Annotated in this window: 15 protein-coding genes and 1 riboswitch; of the genes, 2 read left to right on the plus strand and 13 right to left on the minus strand. The window is 65.6% G+C overall.

Going from position 1 to position 20310, the window contains the following annotated elements; all coding sequences use genetic code 11:
* Positions 1-13: 13 nt before the first annotated feature.
* Positions 14-1402: a GspE/PulE family protein gene (locus ASC83_RS05320; RefSeq protein ID WP_056059185.1), complete on the plus strand. Its 1389-nt coding sequence runs from the start codon at positions 14-16 to the stop codon at positions 1400-1402.
* Positions 1403-1468: 66 nt separating this feature from the next.
* Here the strand turns inward: ASC83_RS05320 and ASC83_RS05325 are convergent, their stop codons facing one another.
* The 4 genes from ASC83_RS05325 to lpxC form a co-directional block, all read right to left on the minus strand.
* Positions 1469-3127, minus strand: a complete 1659-nt coding sequence (locus ASC83_RS05325) for a methyl-accepting chemotaxis protein (RefSeq protein WP_056059188.1) — start codon at positions 3125-3127, stop codon at positions 1469-1471.
* A gap of 193 nt (positions 3128-3320) precedes the next feature.
* The gene (gene thiC / locus ASC83_RS05330; RefSeq protein WP_056059961.1) at positions 3321-5198 is read right to left on the minus strand and encodes a phosphomethylpyrimidine synthase ThiC; all 1878 of its coding nucleotides are present in this window, start codon (positions 5196-5198) and stop codon (positions 3321-3323) included.
* A 148-nt stretch (positions 5199-5346) separates the two neighbouring features.
* Positions 5347-5470: riboswitch (TPP riboswitch) on the minus strand.
* A gap of 54 nt (positions 5471-5524) precedes the next feature.
* Positions 5525-5701, minus strand: a complete 177-nt coding sequence (locus ASC83_RS24130; RefSeq protein ID WP_015012563.1) for a hypothetical protein — start codon at positions 5699-5701, stop codon at positions 5525-5527.
* Positions 5702-5713: 12 nt separating this feature from the next.
* Positions 5714-6637: a UDP-3-O-acyl-N-acetylglucosamine deacetylase gene (gene lpxC, locus ASC83_RS05335; RefSeq protein WP_015012562.1), complete on the minus strand. Its 924-nt coding sequence runs from the start codon at positions 6635-6637 to the stop codon at positions 5714-5716.
* Positions 6638-6830: 193 nt separating this feature from the next.
* Here lpxC and ASC83_RS05340 point away from each other — a divergent pair, with 193 nt between their 5' ends.
* A complete protein-coding gene (locus tag ASC83_RS05340) occupies positions 6831-8612 on the plus strand; it encodes a methyl-accepting chemotaxis protein (protein WP_056059191.1) in 1782 nt (593 codons plus the stop codon).
* Between the two features lie 140 nt (positions 8613-8752).
* Here the strand turns inward: ASC83_RS05340 and ftsZ are convergent, their stop codons facing one another.
* The 9 genes from ftsZ to mraY all read right to left on the minus strand — a co-directional run bounded on the left by ftsZ (position 8753) and on the right by mraY (position 20286).
* Positions 8753-9994: a cell division protein FtsZ gene (gene ftsZ, locus ASC83_RS05345; RefSeq protein ID WP_056059196.1), complete on the minus strand. Its 1242-nt coding sequence runs from the start codon at positions 9992-9994 to the stop codon at positions 8753-8755.
* Between the two features lie 151 nt (positions 9995-10145).
* Positions 10146-11375 carry a cell division protein FtsA gene (gene ftsA, locus ASC83_RS05350; RefSeq protein ID WP_015012559.1) on the minus strand — a complete coding sequence of 410 codons (1230 nt, stop codon included), beginning with the start codon at positions 11373-11375 and terminating at the stop codon, positions 10146-10148.
* Positions 11376-11500: 125 nt separating this feature from the next.
* Positions 11501-12304, minus strand: a complete 804-nt coding sequence (locus ASC83_RS05355; protein ID WP_056059199.1) for a cell division protein FtsQ/DivIB — start codon at positions 12302-12304, stop codon at positions 11501-11503.
* Positions 12304-13293, minus strand: a complete 990-nt coding sequence (locus ASC83_RS05360; RefSeq protein ID WP_056059202.1) for a D-alanine--D-alanine ligase — start codon at positions 13291-13293, stop codon at positions 12304-12306. Before ASC83_RS05360 ends, ASC83_RS05355 begins: the two co-directional genes overlap by 1 nt.
* Entirely contained in the window at positions 13290-14723 is a 1434-nt protein-coding gene (gene murC, locus ASC83_RS05365) for a UDP-N-acetylmuramate--L-alanine ligase (protein ID WP_056059203.1), read from the minus strand. Before murC ends, ASC83_RS05360 begins: the two co-directional genes overlap by 4 nt.
* Positions 14720-15790 carry an undecaprenyldiphospho-muramoylpentapeptide beta-N-acetylglucosaminyltransferase gene (gene murG, locus ASC83_RS05370; RefSeq protein ID WP_056059209.1) on the minus strand — a complete coding sequence of 357 codons (1071 nt, stop codon included), beginning with the start codon at positions 15788-15790 and terminating at the stop codon, positions 14720-14722. Before murG ends, murC begins: the two co-directional genes overlap by 4 nt.
* A gap of 79 nt (positions 15791-15869) precedes the next feature.
* Positions 15870-17138, minus strand: a complete 1269-nt coding sequence (gene ftsW, locus ASC83_RS05375; RefSeq protein ID WP_056059212.1) for a putative lipid II flippase FtsW — start codon at positions 17136-17138, stop codon at positions 15870-15872.
* Positions 17135-19111, minus strand: coding sequence for a UDP-N-acetylmuramoyl-L-alanine--D-glutamate ligase (gene murD / locus ASC83_RS05380; RefSeq protein ID WP_369816946.1), 1977 nt, complete (start codon positions 19109-19111; stop codon positions 17135-17137). Before murD ends, ftsW begins: the two co-directional genes overlap by 4 nt.
* Positions 19108-20286, minus strand: coding sequence for a phospho-N-acetylmuramoyl-pentapeptide-transferase (mraY, locus tag ASC83_RS05385; RefSeq protein WP_015012552.1), 1179 nt, complete (start codon positions 20284-20286; stop codon positions 19108-19110). Before mraY ends, murD begins: the two co-directional genes overlap by 4 nt.
* Between the last annotated feature and the right edge of the window lie 24 nt (positions 20287-20310).

The raw sequence follows: 20310 nt of genomic DNA on the forward strand, positions 1-20310 counted from the left end.
AGGGCCGCCACGCATGCGCCACCCCCTGCCCTACGCCTTTGCCCGCACCGCCCAGCTGCTGCTGGAAGACGACGGCCACCAGCTGGTGCTGTGGCACGGCCCCAGCCCCGACGCGGGCGCGCTGTCCGAAGTGCTGCGCAAGCACCCGGTGCAGCAACTGCTTGCGCTCGATGCCCCGGCCCTGGCCCAGCGCATCAGCGCGGCCTATTCGCACAGCGAATCGAGCGCCGCCACCGTGGTGAGCGAGGTTGAGAGCGACGCCGACCTCTCGCGCATGATGCAGGAGCTGCCGGCCGTCGAGGACCTGCTGGAATCAGCCGGCGACGCGCCCATCATCCGCATGCTCAACGCCCTGCTCACGCAGGCCGCGCGCGACGGCGCGAGCGATATCCACATCGAGCCCTACGAGCGCCACAGCAGCGTGCGCTTTCGCGTGGATGGCACGCTGCGCGAAGTGGTGCAGCCCAACCGCGCGCTGCACGCCGCATTGATCTCGCGCCTGAAGATCATGGCCGACCTGGACATCAGCGAAAAACGCCTGCCCCAGGACGGCCGCATCAGCCTGCGCCTGGGCACCCGTGCCATCGACGTGCGCGTCTCCACCCTGCCCAGCGCGCACGGCGAGCGCGCCGTGCTGCGCCTGCTGGACAAGAGTGAAAGCAAGCTGAGCCTGGAGGCCGTGGGCATGCAGGGCGACACCCTGCGCCGCTTTGAGGGCCTGATCGGCCAGCCGCACGGCATCATCCTGGTCACCGGCCCCACAGGCTCGGGCAAGACGACCACGCTGTATGCAGCGCTGGGCCGGCTCGACGCCACGCGCAACAACATCATGACGGTGGAAGACCCCATCGAATACGAGCTGCCGGGCGTGGGCCAGACCCAGGTCAACAGCAAGATCGAGCTGACCTTTGCCAAGGCCCTGCGCGCCATCCTGCGGCAGGACCCGGACATCATCATGATTGGTGAAATCCGCGATTTCGAGACCGCGCAGATCGCCATCCAGGCCTCGCTGACGGGCCACCTGGTGCTGGCCACCCTGCACACCAACGACGCCGCCAGCGCGGTCACGCGACTGACGGACATGGGCGTGGAGCCGTTCCTGCTGTCGTCGTCGCTGCTGGGCGTGCTGGCCCAGCGCCTGGTGCGCAAGTTCTGCAGCCACTGCCACGGCGCAGGCTGCGAGCACTGCGGCCAGACGGGTTACACCGGCCGCACGGGCGTGTTCGAGTTGCTGGTGACCACGGACGCGATCCGGGCACAGATCCACAACCAGGCCTCAGAGGCCGACATCCGCACCGCAGCGCTGGCGGGTGGCATGGCGCTGATGCGGGACGATGGCGAACGCCTGATTGCCGCCGGCATCACCAGCCGCGAAGAAGTGCTGCGGGTGACGCGGGACTGATTTGCTACGTTTTTGATAGCTGCTAGTGCATGAAGCACTAGCGCTACCAACCAAAAACACTTCAAACTACCGGATCTGCAGCGCGGGCCGGCGCCCCACCTGGGCCATCGCAGGTGCGGCGGGCGTTGCGGGTGCCGAGGTGCTAAACGCCGGGGATGCCGTCGCGCCATCCTGCAGCTTGAACTGGCTGACCGCGCTATTGAGGTGGTGCGCCTGCTCGCGCAGCGACTCGGACGCTGCGGTGGACTCCTCCACCAGCGCCGCGTTCTGCTGGGTCATCTGGTCGAGCTGCGTGACCGACTGGCTGATCTGGCCGATGTTGTCGCTTTGCTCGGCCGACGAAGCGGTGATCTCCGCAATGATGTCGGACACGCGCCGCACGCTGCTCACGATCTCGGTCATGGTCTGGCCGGCCTGGCTTACCAGGCGCGAGCCGTCTTCGACCCGCTCCACCGACGAACCGATCAGGCCCTTGATCTCCTTGGCCGCTTCGGCGCTGCGCTGCGCCAGGTTGCGCACCTCGCTGGCCACCACCGCAAAGCCACGGCCCTGCTCACCGGCACGGGCGGCTTCCACCGCCGCGTTGAGCGCCAGGATGTTGGTCTGGAACGCAATCGAATCGATCACGCCCGTGATGTCGGCAATCTTGCGCGAGCTGGTGGTGATCTGGTCCATGGTGGTCACCACCTGCGACACCACGGCGCCACCGCGCGCAGCCACCTCGGCGGCGGACGAGGCAAAGTCGCTGGCCTGGCGCGAGGCCTGGGCGCTTTGCTGCACGGTGCTGGTCAGCACCTCCATCGACGAGGCGGTCTCTTCCAGGTTGGCCGCTGTCTGCTCGGTGCGGTGGCTCAGGTCATGGTTGCCGCTGGCGATCTCGGAGCTGGCGGTGGAGATGTTGCCCGCCGCGTCCTGCACCTGGCGCACCAGGTCACGCAACGAGTCCTGCATGCGGCCCATGGCGCCCACCAGCTGGCCCACTTCATCCTGGTTCATGGCTGCCACATCGCGCGACAAATCGCCACTGGCAATGCGTTCGGCCAGCTCCTGGGCCTGTCCGAGGGACTTGGTGATGGAACGCACGCTGAAGAACGTGAGCGGAATCAGCACCGCCAGCGCCAGCACCAGGCCCACACCAATCAGTGCGGCCATGGTGGAGGTGCGCGATTCGACACCCGCGCGGGCCTCGTCCATCTGCGCACGTGCCGAACCCGCCAGGCTGGAGAACAGCTTGTCGGTGGCTTCCATGTGGACCTTCAGGCGGTCGGCGTAGGCGCCGCCCCCTGCGCCGTCGAGCTGCGCGCCCTCGATCTTTTCGAAGATGGGTGAGATGCCGGTTTCGTACTGCTTGATCTCATCGAGCGATTTGTCGATCGAGGCCACAAACTCGGCATCGCCCGACTGCACTTGCCGCACATCGGCCAGGCGCTTGCGCAGGGAGGTCAGGGTTTTGGCCCAGGACTCGCGCAGGGCAGAGACCTCGACCGAGTTGTTGAAGTTGATGATGATGTCTTTTTCGGTCCGGCGCAGGTCACCCAGGGTGGTGCGCAGCTCGGACATGTCGGTCAGCGTCTGCACGCGTTCTGAAAACAGCACCTGCAGCGTGCCGCGCGTTCGGTCCAGGGCCACGTAGCCCATGGCACCAATGACGACCAGAAGGATCAGGGAAAAGACGGTTCCGAAGTAGAGACGCGTGCGGATGGAGAAGCGGCCGAGAGCATTCATGGCTCTTCCTTACATTTTTTAACAGACAGTCCAGCATAGCAAATTTGGTGCCACACACACCCCCCGCCTTCTGGGCCGGGGGTGGGCGGGACTATATGCCGGGCAAGACGGTCCACCGCACAGGGTAAGCACGGCCCCGGGGCCCTGTTTCAGGGAATCCTCGGGGCCAGTAGCTGCGCTTATTGCGCTGCTGTCACACGGGCTTGAGCGGGATGTACAGCTCGCCCCCGCCCTTCTGGAACTCCGCCGCCTTGGTCTGCATGCCCTGGGCCAGGGCGTCAGCCTCGGCCACACCCTTCTGGGCGGCGAAGTCACGCACCTCCTGGGTGATCTTCATCGAGCAGAACTTGGGGCCACACATCGAGCAGAAATGCGCCACCTTGGCCGAGTCCTTGGGCAGGGTCTCGTCGTGGTATTCCTTGGCGGTCTCAGGGTCCAGGCCCAGGTTGAACTGGTCCTGCCAGCGGAAGTCAAAGCGCGCCTGGCTGAGCGCATCGTCGCGCGCGCGGGCACCCGGGTGGCCCTTGGCCACATCGGCCGCGTGGGCGGCGATCTTGTAGGCAATGATCCCCTGCTTCACGTCGTCGCGGTCGGGCAGTCCCAGGTGCTCCTTGGGCGTCACGTAGCACAACATGGCCGTGCCCATCCAGCCGATCATGGCCGCGCCAATGGCCGAGGCAATGTGGTCGTAGCCGGGGGCGATGTCGATGGTCAGCGGGCCCAGGGTGTAGAAAGGCGCCTCGTGGCAGGTCTTGAGCTGCTCGGTCATGTTGGCCTGGATCATGTGCATGGGCACATGGCCCGGGCCTTCGATCATGGTCTGCACGTCGTGCTTCCAGGCCACCTGGGTCAGCTCGCCCAGCGTGTGCAGCTCGGCAAATTGCGCTTCGTCGTTGGCATCGGACGCGCAGCCAGGCCGCAGGCCGTCACCCAGGCTGAACGACACGTCGTACGCCTTCATGATGTCGCAGATGTCTTCGAAGTGCTCGTACAAAAAGCTCTCGCGGTGGTGCGCCATGCACCACTTGGCCATGATGGAGCCGCCGCGCGAGACGATGCCCGTGCGCCGCTGCGCCGTGAGGTGGATGTAAGCGAGGCGCACGCCCGCATGGATGGTGAAGTAATCCACGCCCTGCTCGGCCTGCTCGATGAGCGTGTCGCGGAAGATCGCCCAGGTCAGGTCTTCGGCCACGCCACCCACTTTTTCGAGCGCCTGGTAGATCGGCACCGTGCCGATGGGCACAGGGCTGTTGCGCACGATCCAGTCGCGTGTGGTGTGGATGTTCTTGCCAGTGGACAGGTCCATCACGTTGTCGGCCCCCCAGCGGATGGCCCAGACGAGCTTTTCCACTTCTTCTTCGATGCTGGAGGTGACAGCCGAGTTACCGATGTTGGCGTTGATCTTGACCAGGAAGTTGCGGCCAATCGCCATCGGTTCCACCTCGGGGTGGTTGATGTTGGCGGGGATGATGGCGCGGCCCCGAGCCACTTCGTCGCGCACAAATTCGGGGGTGATGATGCGCGGGATGCTGGCGCCCATCGGGTTGCCCATCAGGCGCTTTTCACGGCCTGCGTCGGCCATGTACTGTTCCATCCACTCACGCTTGCCGTTTTCGCGGATGGCGACGTATTCCATCTCGGGCGTGACGATGCCCTTCTTGGCGTAGTGCATCTGCGTGACATTGGCACCCGCCTTGGCGCGCAGGGGCTTGCGCTGCAAGGCGGCGGCCTCGGCGCGCAGCTGGGCGAGGCGGGTGGCATCTTCGCTCTTTTGGCCGTCGTCCAGCGCTACGGGGGCGCGGCCTTCGTAGTGCTCCACATCGCCACGGCCGGCGATCCAGCTACCGCGCACGCTGGCCAGGCCCTTGCGCACGTCGATCACGGCTTCAGGGTCGGTGTAAGGACCGGAGGTGTCGTACACGCTGACCAGCTCTCCGTTGGTGAGCGCGATGTCGCGCACGGGCACGCGCAGGTCGGTGTGCAGATGGCCGGGGATATAGGCCTTGCGGGATGCGGGGAAGGGTTCGCGGGTGCGTGCGAGCAGCTCGGCGAACTTTTCAGGGGCAGCCAGTGTGGCGTGGGGGTCGGGGGCGTTCATGGGCAGGTCTCCTGGTTCCGGTGGCGGTGGGTCTGCTCCGGAATGGACCTGTGCGCCCCTCGGGTGGCTGCGCATGGCAGCACCTGAGGCAAGGCGTGTCCACAGGGAGTGCGGGCACGGGGACAAGGAGGTCGGCTCTTCTTCCGCCGGTATGAACCGGATCAAGTTCGTCGGGTTCGCAAGCTGGCCTGAATTTCTTCAGGCCTCTCGCATCTCAGCGCATCAGCACACCCCGGAGCAGGCGCGAGTATAGGGCAGAGGAAAAACGGGGCAGCAGAGCCCCCCAATCAACAGATACATCAGGCCAGGCGGCCGATGAGGATCACCGCGAAGAAAAAGACGGCGGCAATCACTGTCCACTTGAGGATGACGAGCCCCAGGCGCTTGTAGCGCGGCTGCCCGGTGCCCGCGTAAAACGCGAAAGACACGGCCGCCGCCAGCAGCAGCAGCATGGCTAGCCAGCGAAAGATCAACATGGCCAGTGGGCCTTACCAGGCGCGCGCAGGCTGCGCAAAGCCGGTGGGAGCCTGGCGCTCGTCCTCGAACGTGACCACCTCCCAGGCATCACGCTGGGCCAGCAGCTCGCGCAGCAAGAGGTTGTTCATGGCATGGCCCGAGCGGAACGCACTGTAGGCGGCCAGCAGCGGCTTGCCGATGAGGTACAGGTCACCCATGGCATCCAGGATCTTGTGCTTCACGAACTCGTCGTCGTAGCGCAGGCCGTCGCTGTTAAGCACCTTGTAGTCGTCCATCACGATGGCGTTATCCAGCCCACCGCCCAGCGCCAAGCCGTTGGAGCGCATCATCTCCACATCACGGGTGAAGCCGAAGGTGCGCGCGCGGGCAATGTCGCGGCTGTAGTTGCCTTGCCCCAGGTCAAACTCGACGCGCTGGCCGGTGGAGTCCACGGCCGGGTGGTCGAAGTCGATTTCGAAGCTGAGCTTGTAGCCGTGGTACGGCGTGAGGCGCGCCCACTTGGCGTTGGCGCCCTCACCCTCGCGCACCTCAACGGGCCGGGTGACGCGGATGAAGCGCTTGGGTGCGTTCTGCAGTTCCACTCCGGCGCTTTGCAACAGGAACACAAACGAGGCCGAAGACCCATCGAGGATGGGGACCTCTTCGGCCGTGATATCCACGTACAGGTTGTCGATGCCCAGCCCCGCACAGGCTGACATCAGGTGCTCCACCGTGTGCACCTTGGCATTGCCCACCGCGATGGTGGACGCCAGCCTCGTATCCGTCACCGCCTCGGCACGGATAGGAATGTCCACCGGCTGCGGCAGATCCACCCGCCGGAACACGATGCCCGTATCCGGCTGCGCGGGCCGCAGGGTCAACTCGACCCGTTGGCCGCTGTGCAGACCCACGCCTACGGCGCGGGTCAGGGTCTTGAGGGTGCGTTGCTGGAGCATCTGCGCATTTTAGTTTCTGCGGCACCGCCCCGCACGTGCCGAGGTCTTGTCGCACCTCAAAGCGACGCGTACGTAGAGCTACCGCCGCGTTTTCACCTACTGTGCAGGCCCCATGGTTCGCCGCACAATTTGGTACACAGGGCCTTAACAACCACAACATGAACACACGACACCCGCCCCACAGGAGACTCCCATGAGCAAACTCAGTTTCAAGATGAAAGTCATGCTCATGATCGGCACCGCGCTCACGGCGCTGCTGATCATGGCCATCCTGTCACTCCTCCAGGAGCGGCGACTGATCACCGAGTCCCGCAAGGACCTGCTGACCACCGCCGTCCAGTCCGCACACAGCATCGTGGTCGGTTACCAGGCCAAGGCCGCGAGTGGCGCCATGTCGGTGGACGACGCGCAGAAGGCTGCCAAGGACGCCCTGCGCATTGCACGCTACGGCGGCCCCGAGGGCAAGACCGAATATTTCTACATCTGGACCACCGAGGGCGTGGGCGTGATGCACCCCTTCAAGACCGAGTGGGACGGGCAGGACATGCTCGGCAAGGTCAAGGATGGTTCGGGCGTGGACATCATCGGCCTGCTGGTCAACGGCATGCGCAGCAGCAAGGACGGCAAGGCCTTTGTGCCCACCATGTTCGCGCGCCCCGGCCAGCAGACACCCGTGCCCAAGCTGCAGTACATCGTCAAAGTGGACGGCTGGAACTGGATGGTGGGCTCCGGGCTGTATACGGACGACGTCGATGCCATGCTGCGCCAGGCCCTGTGGTCGAGCCTTGCTCTGGTGGTGGCGGTGTTTGTGGCGGTGGGGGTGATCGGCCTGCTGGTGTCGCGCTCGGTGTTGCGCCAGATTGGTGGCGAACCCACCCACGCCATTGCCATCATGTCCGAAGTGGCCGAAGGCAACCTGGATGCCCAGATCCCTGCCGCCCCACCGGGCTCCATGCTCGATGGCTTGGCACACATGGTGGCCTCGCTGCGCAAGCTGGTGACCGAGGTACGGTCGGCCACGGATAGCATTGCTACGGCGTCGGGGGAAATTGCCCAGGGCAACAACGACCTGGCTCATCGCACTGAAGACACGGCCAGCAACCTGCAAACCACCGCCAGCAGCATGGAAGAGCTGACCAGCACCGTCAAGCAGACATCGGACTCCGCGCAAACCGCCAACCAGATGGCAACTTCAGCGGCTGCCGTGGCGGCGCGCGGAGGGGAAGTGGTGTCCCGAGTGGTATCCACCATGCAGGACATCAACGCCAGCAGCAACAAGATCAGCGACATCATCGGCGTCATCGACGGGATCGCGTTCCAGACCAACATCCTGGCGCTCAACGCCGCCGTCGAGGCAGCGCGCGCAGGTGAACAGGGTCGCGGTTTCGCGGTGGTCGCCAGCGAAGTGCGCAGTCTGGCACAGCGCAGCGCTGCAGCCGCCAAGGAAATCAAGACATTGATCGACGCTTCTGTGGAGAAGGTGGCATCGGGCACGCAACTGGTGGGCAATGCAGGCGCCACCATGACCGAGATCGTGGACAGCGTTCAACGCGTGACAGACATCATTGGAGAAATCCGCTCGGCCACATCAGAGCAGAGCCAGGGCATTGCCCAGGTCAACACCGCCGTGAACCAACTGGACCAGATGACCCAGCAGAACTCAGCGCTGGTGGAGCAGTCGGCTGCAGCAGCAGACAGCCTGCGCGAGCAAGCCATGAAGCTCACCCAGGTGGTGGCGCTGTTCCGCGTGAACGGCAGCACCTCCGCGCCCGCCCCGGCCAGCCGCCCCGCAGCTGCGCCCCGCCCCGCCGTGGCACCTGCCGTGCGTGCGGCAGCGCCCCGCCCGGCCCTGGCCAAGGCGCCGGCAGCCCCTCGTGCTGCTGCGCCTTCACCCGCGCCAGCGGCGGCATTGCCCCCCAAGGCAAGCAGCCCCAAGCCTGCGGCTGACAATAACGATGACTGGGAATCTTTCTGACCACTCAGAGGCCTGGGGCGGCCCAGGCCTGAGAGCCTGCTGACGTTCTCCCAGTCAAAAAGCCCTGCCAGCTTGCGCCGGCAGGGCTTTTTGTCTTGCAGCCCCCGGGAGGGGGCCGCAGGGTGCGATCAGCGCGGTTGTCAGTCCGCTTGCTTGCGCAGGAAGGCGGGGATTTCCAGGTCATCCATACCGCCGGACGACAGGGCATCCACGCGGGCTGCGGCCTGCGTGCGGTTGGTACGCCACACGCTGGGCACCGACATGCTGCCATAGTCGGCCTGCGCGCTGCCCGTGTGACCGCCTTGCACGCCCACGGCACCACCCAGCGTACCCACACCGGCGACAGGCATCTGGTAGGCCATGTTGTCCGTACCAGTGCGCAGGCCACCCTGCACCACCGAGATGGGCTGCCGGCGCGCATTGGCACGCGACAGACCCGTGGCCACCACGGTCACGCGGATCTCGTCGCCCAGGCTTTCGTCATAGGCAGCGCCGAAGATCACGTGCGCGTCGGTCGATGCGTAGGCGTTGATGGTGTTCATGGCCTGGCGTGACTCGGACAGCTTGAGGCTGCCCTTGCTGGCCGTGACCAGCACCAGCACACCCTTGGCGCCCGACAGGTCGATGCCTTCAAGCAGCGGGCAGGCGATGGCCTGCTCGGCTGCGATGCGTGCGCGGTCTGGGCCGCTGGCCGTGGCCGTGCCCATCATGGCCTTGCCCGGCTCGCCCATCACGGTGCGCACGTCTTCAAAGTCCACGTTCACCTGGCCGTATTCGTTGATGATCTCAGCGATACCGCCCACAGCGTTCTTGAGCACGTCATTGGCGTGCGCAAAGGCCTCGTCCTGGGTGATGTCGTCGCCCAGCACGTCCAGCAGCTTCTCGTTGAGCACAACAATCAGCGAGTCCACGTTGGCTTCAAGTTCGGCCAGGCCATCGTCCGCATTCTTCATGCGGCGACCGCCCTCCCAGTCGAAAGGCTTGGTGACCACGCCCACCGTCAGGATGCCCATCTCCTTGGCCACGCGCGCGATCACGGGCGCAGCGCCCGTGCCCGTGCCGCCGCCCATGCCCGCCGTGATGAACAGCATGTGGGCGCCAGAGATGGCTTCACGGATATCGGCCACCGCCGCCTCAGCCGCATCGCGGGCTTTCTCGGGCTTGCCCCCAGCACCCAGGCCGCTGTTGCCCAGCTGGATGACGCGGTGCGCCGAGCTGCGCGTGAGCGCCTGTGCATCGGTGTTGGCGCTGACAAACTCCACGCCCTGCACGCTGCGGGCAATCATGTGCTCGACGGCATTACTGCCGCCACCGCCCACACCGATCACCTTGATCTGGGTGCCCTGGTTGAATTCTTCGGCTTCGATCATTTCGATGGTCATCTTGGAGCTCCTGGTTCTAAATTCGTATGCAATTGCCAATTGAGAGATGGGATCATTTTTTTTGTAGTGCGTGGCGGTCCTGTACATCGCCATCGCTCGCGCGGTATCTGGTGAGGGCTTCCACGCGCTAGCCACAGGGGGTATTTCATGGTCAGAAATTCCCCACGATGAAATCTTTGAAGCGCCCGAATGCGGTCTTCATGGACCCACTCTTCTGAGCCACCTTGAAGCCGCGCAGACGTGCCAGGCGCGCTTCTTCCAGCAGCCCCATCACGGTGGCTGCACGGGGCTGGGCCACCATGTCAGCCAGGGCGCTGGAATACTTCGGTATGCCGCGCCGCACGGGCTTGAGGAAGATGTCCTCGCCCAGTTCGATCATTCCCGGCATGACCGAGCTGCCGCCCGTGAGCACGATGCCCGACGACAGCACTTCTTCGTAGCCCGACTCGCGCACCACCTGCTGCACGAGCGAGAAGATTTCTTCGACACGCGGCTCGATCACACCGGCCAGCGCCTGCTTGCTCAGCATGCGCGGGCTGCGGTCGCCCAGGCCGGGCACTTCCACCTGCGCCTCGGGGTCGGCCAACAGTTGCTTGGCGTAGCCGCTTTCCACCTTGATGTCCTCGGCGTCCTTGGTCGGCGTGCGCAGTGCCATGGCGATGTCGCTGGTGATGAGGTCGCCCGCAATTGGAATCACCGCGGTGTGGCGGATCGCGCCGCCAGTGAAGATGGCGACATCGGTCGTGCCCGCGCCGATGTCCACCACCACCACGCCCAGCTCGCGCTCGTCGTCGGTCAGCACCGCCTGGCTACTGGCCAGCGGATTGAGCATGAGCTGCTCCACTTCCAGGCCGCAGCGGCGCACACACTTGATGATGTTCTCGGCAGCGCTCTGCGCGCCGGTCACGATGTGGATCTTGGCCTCCAGGCGGATGCCGCTCATGCCGATGGGCTCCTTCACATCCTGCCCGTCGATCACGAATTCCTGCGGCTCCACCAGCAACAGGCGCTGGTCGCTGCTGATGTTGATGGCCTTGGCCGTCTCCACCACGCGGGCAACGTCGGCCGACGTGACTTCCTTGTCCTTCACCGCCACCATGCCGCTGGAGTTGAGACCGCGAATGTGGCTGCCCGTGATGCCGGTGTAGACGCGCTGGATCTTGCAGTCCGCCATCAGCTCGGCCTCTTTCAGCGCCTGCTGGATGCTCTGCACGGTGGCATCGATGTTGACCACCACCCCACGCTTGAGACCGTTGCTTGGGGCCACGCCCAAGCCTGCGAGCTTGAGCTCGCCATTGGGCAGAACCTCGGCCACCACGGCCATGACCTTGGCGGTGCCAATGTCCAGCCCCACGACGACGTCTTTGTATTCTCTTGCCATATCAGTCTCTGCCCTTCTCGGTTCTGTCCCGCTGTCCCACCAAGCCCTCACACCGCCCTCTCGGGGCCCACGGCACGCTGCATCCAGTCTGCGTGCTGCGTCTTGCTCTGTCTTGCCTCATGCCATTACCTCTTGCGCACGGCCGTCGCGCCGGTTGCGTCTGCAGTCACTGTGGTCACACCCCGCAGGCGCAGGGCGTAGCCCCCGGCGTGGCGCAGGTCCGCAGACTCCAGCGCGTCCACGCGGCGGCCATACTGCGCGGCCACCTGGGTCAGGGTGCGTACAAAACGCTGCGTGCGCTGCACCACTTCCTGCGGCGTACCGCCTCCCAGCTCCACCACGGCCTCGCTGTCGAGGGTGGCGCGCCAGCCGCCTCGCCCGGTCAGCTGCAGCTCTTCCACGTCCAGGCCCAGGGGTTTAAACACGGGCTCCAGCAGCCCATACATCTGCAGTACCTCGGCCGAGCTGCCTGTAGGCCCCTGCAGGCGCGGCAGGCCCTCCTGCTCCACATCGCCCACATTGGCCTCGAAGACTTCGCCCTGGCTGTTGACCAGCGCTGAGCCGCTGTCCGGCCCCCAGTACGCCACCGCGTCATGCTCCTGCAACTCCACACGCAAGCTGCCGGGGTACACCCGACGCACTTGCGCGCGGCGTACCCAGGGCACCTGCTCGAAGGCCTCGCGGGCGGCACGCAGATCCACGGTGAAGAAGTTGCCCACCAGATGTGGCGCCACATTGGCCCGCAGGGTCACCGCGTTGTTGTGCACCAGCTCGCCCTGCACCACGATGCGTGCGATGGCAAAGCCGGGGTAGCGCAGCACCCACCCCACCCCCGCCGCCAGCACGGCCAGGGCGCAGCCCACGAACAGGACCGACGCGGTCAGGTTCATGAGCTTGACGTCCAAGGGTGCGGGCAGCGTCTGGGTCATCAGGCGGCCTTTGGTTTTGCGGGCATGTCCAGTGCCGCATCCGCGAGGATGCGCAGACACAGCTCTTCGTAGCTGATGCCCGAGGCGCGGGCCGACATGGGCACCAGCGAATGCCCCGTCATGCCAGGGGATGTGTTCATCTCCAGCAGGAAGGGCTTGCGGTCGCTCGCGCGAATCATCAGGTCGGCACGGCCCCAGCCCCGGCAGCCCAGGGTGCGGTAAGCCTCCAGCACGATGCGCTGGATCTCGCGCTCTTCGGCCTCGGGCAGGCCGCTCGGGCACTGGTACTTCACGTCGTCGGTGAAGTACTTGTTCTGGTAGTCGTAGGCGCCATCGGGCGCCACGATGCGGATCACCGGCAGCGCACGGGCGCTGGCACCCTGGCCCAGCACGGGGCAGGTCACCTCTTCGCCCTCGATGAACTCTTCGCACAACACATCGGGGTCGTACTGGGCAGACAGCTGCACGGCCTCCTGCATGTCCGAATAGCCGCGCACCTTGGTCACGCCGATGGACGAGCCTTCGCGCGGCGGCTTGACGATGAGCGGCAGGCCCAGCTCGTCGGGCACGGTGCGCACCACCTCGCGCTGCTGCCGGTCGGGCGCCAGCCACACATAGCGCGGCGTGGGCAGGCCCTCGGCCAGCCACACCCGCTTGGTCATGACCTTGTCCATGGCGATGGCCGAGGCCATCACGCCGGGGCCGGTGTAGGGGATGCGCAGCAGCTCCAGCGCGCCCTGCACCGTGCCGTCTTCGCCATGTCGGCCGTGCAGCGCGATGAAGCAGCGGGCGTAGCCGTCGCGCTTCAAATCACCCAGCGCGTTCTGTGCGGGGTCAAACGCATGGGCATCCACGCCACGCGAGCGCAGCGCCTGCAGCACGCCGCTGCCCGACATCAGCGACACCTCGCGCTCGGCCGAGTCCCCGCCCATCAGGACGGCGACCTTGCCCAGCGATTTCACATCGATATTCGATTCAGGAAGGGTCATAGTGCGCTCCCTTCATGCGCTTTCAGCTCATTATTTTGTAGCATCTCAACCACCTTGCCGGGCACTGCGCCAATGGAGCCGGCTCCCATGCACATCACCACGTCGCCCGCGCGTGCGTTGTTGGCAATGGCCTGGGGCAGATCAGCCACGTTGTCCACAAACACCGGCTCCACGCGCCCTGCCACACGCAGGGCACGGGCCAGCGAGCGTCCATCGGCGGCCACGACTGGCGCCTCGCCTGCGGCATACACCTCGGTGAGCAGTACCGCATCGGCATGGCCGATCACCTTGACGAAATCTTCAAAGCAATCGCGCGTGCGGGTGTAGCGGTGCGGCTGGAAGGCCAGCACCAGGCGCCGCCCGGGGAACGCACCGCGTGCGGCCGCCAGCGTGGCAGCCATCTCCACAGGGTGGTGGCCGTAGTCGTCGATGACGGTGAAGGTGCCGCCGTCCTTCGCGGGCAGATCGCCATAGCGCTGGAAGCGCCGGCCCACGCCCTTGAAGCCCGCCAGCGCGCGCTGCACGGCGTCGTCGGGGATGTTCAACTCCACCGCCACGGCAATGGCCGACAGCGCGTTGAGCACGTTGTGCTCGCCTGCGAGGTTGAGCACGATCTCCATGTCGGGCAGCGTGACGCCGTTGCGCCGCTGCACGGTGAAGCGCATCTGACCCGCCTCGGCGCGCACGTTGATGGCGCGCACCTGCGCGTCTTCCGAGAAGCCGTAGCTGGTGATAGGGCAGGTCACGCTCTGCAGGATGTCGCGCACGGCGGGACTGTCCACACACAGGATGGCCGTGCCGTAGAACGGCATGCGGTGCAGGAAATCGACAAACGCGCCCTTGAGGCGGCCGAAGTCGTGACCATAGGTCTCCATGTGGTCGGCGTCGATGTTGGTCACCACGGCCATCACGGGCAGCAGGTTCAAGAACGACGCGTCGGACTCATCGGCCTCGACCACGATGTAGTCGCCGCTGCCCAGCTTGGCATTGGCGCCTGCGCTGTTGAGCCTGCCGCCGATGACGAAGGTCGGATCCAGCCCCGCCTCGGCCAGCACGCTGGTCACGAGGCTGGTGGTGGTGGTCTTGCCGTGCGTGCCCGCGATGGCAATGCCCTGCTTCAGGCGCATCAGCTCGGCCAGCATCAGTGCGCGCGGCACCACGGGAATCTTCTTTTCGCGTGCGGCCAGCACTTCAGGGTTGTCCGAAGTGACGGCTGTGGACGTGACCACGGCATCGGCACCATCGATGTGCGCTGCCGCGTGGCCGAGACAGGTCTTGATGCCGAGGTCTGCCAGGCGGCGCAGCGTGGCACTGTCGGCCAGGTCCGAGCCCGAGATGCGGTAACCCAGGTTGAACAGCACTTCGGCAATGCCACTCATGCCGGCGCCGCCGAGGCCTACGAAATGGATGTGGCGAATCGCATGTTTCATGGTTGGGCCAACTCCTCGCAGGCAGTCACCACCTCGCGGGTGGCGTTGATTTTTTGCATGTTTTTGGCCTTGAGCGCCACATCCACAAGTGTGGGACGCTCTAATTTCAATAGCATTTCAGAGAGCCCTTGCGGCGTCAGGTCGCGCTGCTGCACCAGCCAGCCGCCTCCTGCGTTCACGAGGAACTGCGCGTTGGTGGTCTGGTGGTCGTCCACGGCCGACGGGAAGGGGACAAAGATGGACGCGGCGCCCACGGCCGCGATCTCGGTGACGGTGCTCGCCCCCGCCCGGCAGACGATGATGTCGGCCGCTGCAAACGCGCTGGCGGTGTCGTCGATAAAAGGCGTCAGCTCTGCCTCGACCCCTGCGGCGGCGTAGTGGGCGCGCAGGGCATCGATCTGTGCCGCACCGCTTTGGTGGACCACGGTGGGTCGTTGGCCGGCCGGCATCAATGCGATGGCCTGGGGCACGATCTCGTTGAGCGCACGTGCGCCCAAGCTACCGCCCACCACCAGCAGGCGCAGCGGGCCGCTGCGGCCGGCAAACCGCTCGGCCGGGCCCGGCTGCTGCGTGAAGGCGGTGCGCAGGGGGTTGCCCACCCACTGACCCTGCTTGAACACCTGGGGGAAGGCGGTGAACACCCGGTCGGCCACACCTGCCAGGACCTTGTTCGCCATGCCCGCCACCGAATTCTGCTCATGCAGCACCAGGGGCTTGCCCGCGAGCACGCCCATCATCCCGCCCGGAAAGGTGATGTAGCCCCCCAGGCCCACCACCACGTCGGGCTTCACACGGCGCACGACCTGCAGCGCCTGCCAGAACGCACGCAGCAGGCGCAGCGGCAACAGGGCCAGCGTGACGAGTCCCTTGCCGCGCACGCCCGAAAAATCGATGAGTTCCAGCGCAAAGCCTTGCTGCGGCACGATGCGCGACTCCATGCTGCCGGGCGCGCCCAGCCAGTGCACACGCCAGCCGCGTGCGCGCAGTTCCTCGGCCACGGCCAAGCCGGGGAAGATGTGGCCGCCGGTTCCACCAGCCATGATGAGGGCGGTCTTCTGCGTGCTCATACGCGACCTCCCCGCATGAGGCACTGCGTGCCTGGCATTGCTTGCGCAATGCACAGCTTGTTTTGGTGAAACAAACTTTTCATACGCGGCCTCCGCGCATGAGAAGTTTGTTTTCGTAATCGACCCGCAGCACCACCGCCAGCGCTACCAGATTCATCAAAATCGCCGACCCGCCAAAACTCATCAGTGGCAGCGTGAGCCCCTTGGTCGGCAGCGCGCCCAAATTCACGCCCATGTTGATGAAGGCCTGAAAACCGATCCAGATCGCCACGCCCTGCGCCACCAACCCCGCGAACACGCGGTCCAGCGCAATGGCCTGGCGGCCGATGTGCATGATGCGGCGGGTCATCCACAGGAACAGCACGATGAGCGCGACCACGCCCACCAGGCCAAACTCTTCGCCGATCACGGCCATCAGGAAGTCGGTGTGCGCCTCGGGCAGCCAGTGCAGCTTCTCCACGCTGCCCCCCAGCCCCACGCCAAACACCTCGCCGCGCCCGATGGCGATCAGCGAATGCGACAGCTGGTAGCCCTTGCCGAGTGCATGCTGTTCGCTGAAGGGATCCAGGTACGCAAACACGCGCTCGCGGCGCCAGGGCGAGCTGGCAATCATCAGCGCAAAGGCACCCACCAGCACCCCTGCGATCAGGAAGAACATGCGGGCATTCACACCGCCGAGGAATAGGATGCCCATGGCAATCACGGCCACCACCATGAAGGCCCCCATGTCGGGCTCGGCCAGCAGCAGCACGCCGACGATGGCCACCGCAGCGCCCATGGGCAGCACGGCGCGGAAGAAGCGCTCCTTCACCTCCATCTTGCGCACCATGTAGTCGGCGGCGTAGATCAGCACCGCAAACTTGGCCACCTCGGAGGGCTGGAAGCCCACGGGGCCGATGGACAGCCAGCGGCGCGCGCCATTGACCACCTTGCCCACGCCGGGGATCAGGACCGCCACCAGCATGAGCAAGGCCACGATGAACAACCAGGGCGCCACCCGCTCCCACAGCGCCATGGGTACCTGGAACGCCAGCAGCGCCGCCACAAACCCCACCACCAGGTACATCATGTGGCGGGTCAGGAAATGGGTGGACGCATAGTTGGCAAAGCGCGGGTTGTCCGGCATGGCAATCGACGCTGAATACACCATCACCAACCCCCACGCCAGCAGTGCCACCACCACCCAGAGCAAGGCCTGGTCAAAGCCCAGCACGCTCGCGGGCGTGCTGGACGACTGACGGTACTCGGTGCCGCCCACGCGCACGGGCAACACGTCGGCCGCCTTGCCAGGCAGGCCACCAAACCAGCCGGTCACGCGTTGCAACAGGGTGCTGGCGGGTGCCGTCATTGCATGCCCTCCGCCGACTGGCCCGCATCGTCGGCCATCGCGCGCACGGTCTCGCAAAAGACCTGGGCGCGGTGCTCGTAGTCCTTGAACATGTCGAAACTGGCGCAGGCGGGCGACATCAGCACCGCATCGCCAGAATGGGCGCGCTGCGCGGCCAGTGCAACGGCCTCAGGCAAGGTGTCCGCATCGAGCAACGGCACGCCAGCGTCCTGGAGCGCAGCGCGGATCAGCGGTGCGTCGCGGCCAATCAGCACCACCGCACGTGCATAACGTGCGACGGGGGCTGCCAGGGGCGCAAAGTCCTGCCCCTTGCCTTCTCCGCCCAAAATGACCACCAAACGCCGCTCCGTGCCCAGCCCCACCAGCGCAGCCGCCGTGGCGCCCACGTTGGTGCCCTTGCTGTCGTCAAAATATTCCACGCCGTGGATGATGGCCACGGGCTCCACACGGTGCGGCTCGCCCCGGTACTCGCGCAGGCCGTAGAGCATGGGCGCCAGCGGGCAACCAGCTGCCGTGGCCAGCGCCAGCGCGGCCAATGCGTTGGTGGCGTTGTGGCGGCCCCGAATGCGCAGCGCATCCGCCGGCATGAGCCGCTGGATGTGCAGGTCCTCTTCGACCTCGTTGCGGCCACGCTTTCGGGTTTCGTCCGCGTCCATGGCGCGCACCAGCCAGGGCATGCCGCTCACGACCTCAATGCCAAAGTCGCCCGGACGCCGGGGCATGTCGCCACCAAAGGTGAGGTGCGCGCGCACCTGCGGCTTTTGCAGCTTGACCTTGACGGGTGGCGGCAGCATGGCCATCACCGCAGCGTCTTCACGGTTCAGGATCATCAAGCCCGTCTGGCCAAAGATGCGTGCCTTGGCCGCAGCATAGGCCTCGATGCTGCCGTGCCAGTCCAGGTGGTCCTGCGTGATGTTGAGCACCGTGGCGGCCGTGGGCTCGAAGCCCCCTTCACCCCCATTCACGCCATCGAGCTGAAAGCTCGACAGTTCCAGCACCCACACTTCGGGCAAGGTGTCTGCATCCAGGTGTTCTGCCAGTGTGTCGAGCAGGGTCGGGCCGATGTTGCCGGCCACGGCCACGCGTTTGCCAGAGCGCTCCACCAACTGTCCGGTGAGCGAGGTCACGGTGGTCTTGCCGTTGGTCCCGGTGATAGCCAGCACGGCCGGGGCATACGCGTGCGATTCGCGCAGCGCTGCCAGGGCCATGGCGTAAAGACTCAGCTCACCGCCAGCGCTGATGTTGTTTGCACGAGCCGCTTCGAAAACAGGAGCAACTGCCTCGGGGCTCAACCCTGGCGAACGATAGACCGCATGCAGGTTCTGCCCCTGCACCAGGCTGGCATCGAATGCGCCCGACACAAAACGGACCTGGGGCAGCTCTTGCTGCAACGCGGGCAGTTGCGGCGGGGCGGCGCGTGTGTCAGCCACGGTAACCTGTGCACCACAACGCACGCACCAGCGTGCCATCGCCATGCCCGAGGCGCCCAGGCCCAGGATCAGGATGTGCTGGCCTTGCAGCAGGTTCGCAACGCCCTCGCGCGCCGGGCCCGCAGGCACGTCCGGCGTCATGGGCTCGTCGGCCTCTGCGGTGTCTGCAGCGCCCGCACTGTCAGCGGCTCCCGACTCAGGAGCCGCCACCTCGGCAAAGATCTGCGCCACAAAATCCGCTGCGGCCTTCGCGGCGGAGACAGCAGGCACGGCCTCGGGGTTCCAGGCAGTGCTGGTGCTCTTTCCTGCCGGCGCACCTGGGGCCGCCTCAGTGACCTCTGCGGAAGGCATGCCGTCTGACACTTCGCTGCCCGATGCCGCAGTGTCCTGCCCTGGATTCACATCGGGTACCGCGGGCGCAGCATCCTGCCTGCCAGGGTCGACCTCTGGAGCACCTGCAGCATCCACCCCAGCCCCTGCCAACGGGGGCATGGCCTCGGACGTGCCGAGGGGGTCAGGGACAAGAGGATCGTTCGGGTTCATCGCAGTTTCAGCGTGGACAGGCCAATCAGGCACAGCAGCATGGTGATGATCCAGAAGCGCACGACCACCTGCGTTTCTTTCCAGCCGCTCTTTTCAAAGTGGTGGTGCAGGGGCGCCATCTTGAGCAGGCGGCGGCCTTCGCCGTAGCGCTTCTTGGTGAACTTGAACCAGGTGACCTGCAGCATCACCGACAGGGCCTCGACCACAAAGATGCCGCCCATGATGGCCAGCACGATCTCCTGGCGCACGATGATGGCGATGGTGCCCAGGGCTCCGCCCAGCGCCAGCGCTCCCACGTCGCCCATGAAAACCTGGGCGGGGTGCGCGTTGAACCAGAGGAAAGCCAGGCCCGCGCCCGCCATGGCAGCGCAGAAGATCAGCAACTCTCCCGAACCCGGAATGTGCGGGAAGAACAGGTACTTGGAATACACCGAGCTGCCGGTGACATAAGCAAACACGCCCAGCGCCGAGCCCACCATCACCACGGGCATGATGGCCAGGCCGTCCAGGCCGTCGGTCAGGTTCACCGCATTGCTGGAGCCCACGATGACGAGATAGGTGAGGATCACGAAGCCGAGCACGCCCAGCGGGTAACTCACTTCCTTGAAGAAGGGCAACTGCAGCCCCGCCTTGGGCGGCAGGTCCAGCGAAAAGCCCGACTGCACCCAGCCCACGAACAGCTCCCACACCTTGGCGTTGGAGCTTTCAGAAATGCTGAACACCAGGTACAGCGCGGCCATGAGGCCGATCACCGACTGCCAGAAGTACTTCTCGCGCGAACGCATGCCTTCGGGGTCCTTGTTGACCACCTTGCGCCAGTCGTCCACCCAGCCGATGGCACCAAAGCCCAGCGTGACGATGAGCACAATCCACACAAAGCGGTTGGACAGGTCAAACCACAGCAGGGTGGAAATGGCGATCGACAACAGAATCAACACACCACCCATGGTGGGCGTGCCGCTCTTGGACAGGTGCGACTGCATCGCATAGCCCCGGATGGGCTGGCCGATCTTGAGCGAGGTGAGGATGCGAATCACCTTGGGGCCGGCCACCAGCCCGATGAGCAGCGCCGTCATGGCGGCCATCACCGCACGGAACGTGAGGTACTGGAACACCCGAAAGAAGCCGAACTCGGGCGACAGGCCCTGCAGCCATTGCGACAGCATCAGCAGCATGTGGCACCTCCGGCATGGGCTGAC

Origin of the sequence: Acidovorax sp. Root402 (genome assembly GCF_001425125.1) — a bacterium.
Taxonomy (GTDB): Bacteria; Pseudomonadota; Gammaproteobacteria; order Burkholderiales; family Burkholderiaceae_C; genus Acidovorax; species Acidovorax delafieldii.

Excerpts from the sequence above, each read along its gene's own strand:
- ASC83_RS05320 (WP_056059185.1), top strand. The coding sequence starts at position 14 with ATGCGCCACCCCCTGCCCTACGCCTTTGCCCGCACCGCCCAGCTGCTG.
- ftsW (WP_056059212.1), bottom strand. The coding sequence starts at position 17,138 with ATGACGGCACCCGCCAGCACCCTGTTGCAACGCGTGACCGGCTGGTTT.
- ftsA (WP_015012559.1), bottom strand. The coding sequence starts at position 11,375 with ATGGCAAGAGAATACAAAGACGTCGTCGTGGGGCTGGACATTGGCACC.
- ASC83_RS05355 (WP_056059199.1), bottom strand. The coding sequence starts at position 12,304 with ATGACCCAGACGCTGCCCGCACCCTTGGACGTCAAGCTCATGAACCTG.
- ASC83_RS05360 (WP_056059202.1), bottom strand. The coding sequence starts at position 13,293 with ATGACCCTTCCTGAATCGAATATCGATGTGAAATCGCTGGGCAAGGTC.
- murG (WP_056059209.1), bottom strand. The coding sequence starts at position 15,790 with ATGAGCACGCAGAAGACCGCCCTCATCATGGCTGGTGGAACCGGCGGC.
- mraY (WP_015012552.1), bottom strand. The coding sequence starts at position 20,286 with ATGCTGCTGATGCTGTCGCAATGGCTGCAGGGCCTGTCGCCCGAGTTC.
- lpxC (WP_015012562.1), bottom strand. The coding sequence starts at position 6,637 with ATGCTCCAGCAACGCACCCTCAAGACCCTGACCCGCGCCGTAGGCGTG.
- ASC83_RS05325 (WP_056059188.1), bottom strand. The coding sequence starts at position 3,127 with ATGAATGCTCTCGGCCGCTTCTCCATCCGCACGCGTCTCTACTTCGGA.
- murD (WP_369816946.1), bottom strand. The coding sequence starts at position 19,111 with ATGAACCCGAACGATCCTCTTGTCCCTGACCCCCTCGGCACGTCCGAG.
- murC (WP_056059203.1), bottom strand. The coding sequence starts at position 14,723 with ATGAAACATGCGATTCGCCACATCCATTTCGTAGGCCTCGGCGGCGCC.
- ftsZ (WP_056059196.1), bottom strand. The coding sequence starts at position 9,994 with ATGACCATCGAAATGATCGAAGCCGAAGAATTCAACCAGGGCACCCAG.
- ASC83_RS05340 (WP_056059191.1), top strand. The coding sequence starts at position 6,831 with ATGAGCAAACTCAGTTTCAAGATGAAAGTCATGCTCATGATCGGCACC.
- ASC83_RS24130 (WP_015012563.1), bottom strand. The coding sequence starts at position 5,701 with ATGTTGATCTTTCGCTGGCTAGCCATGCTGCTGCTGCTGGCGGCGGCC.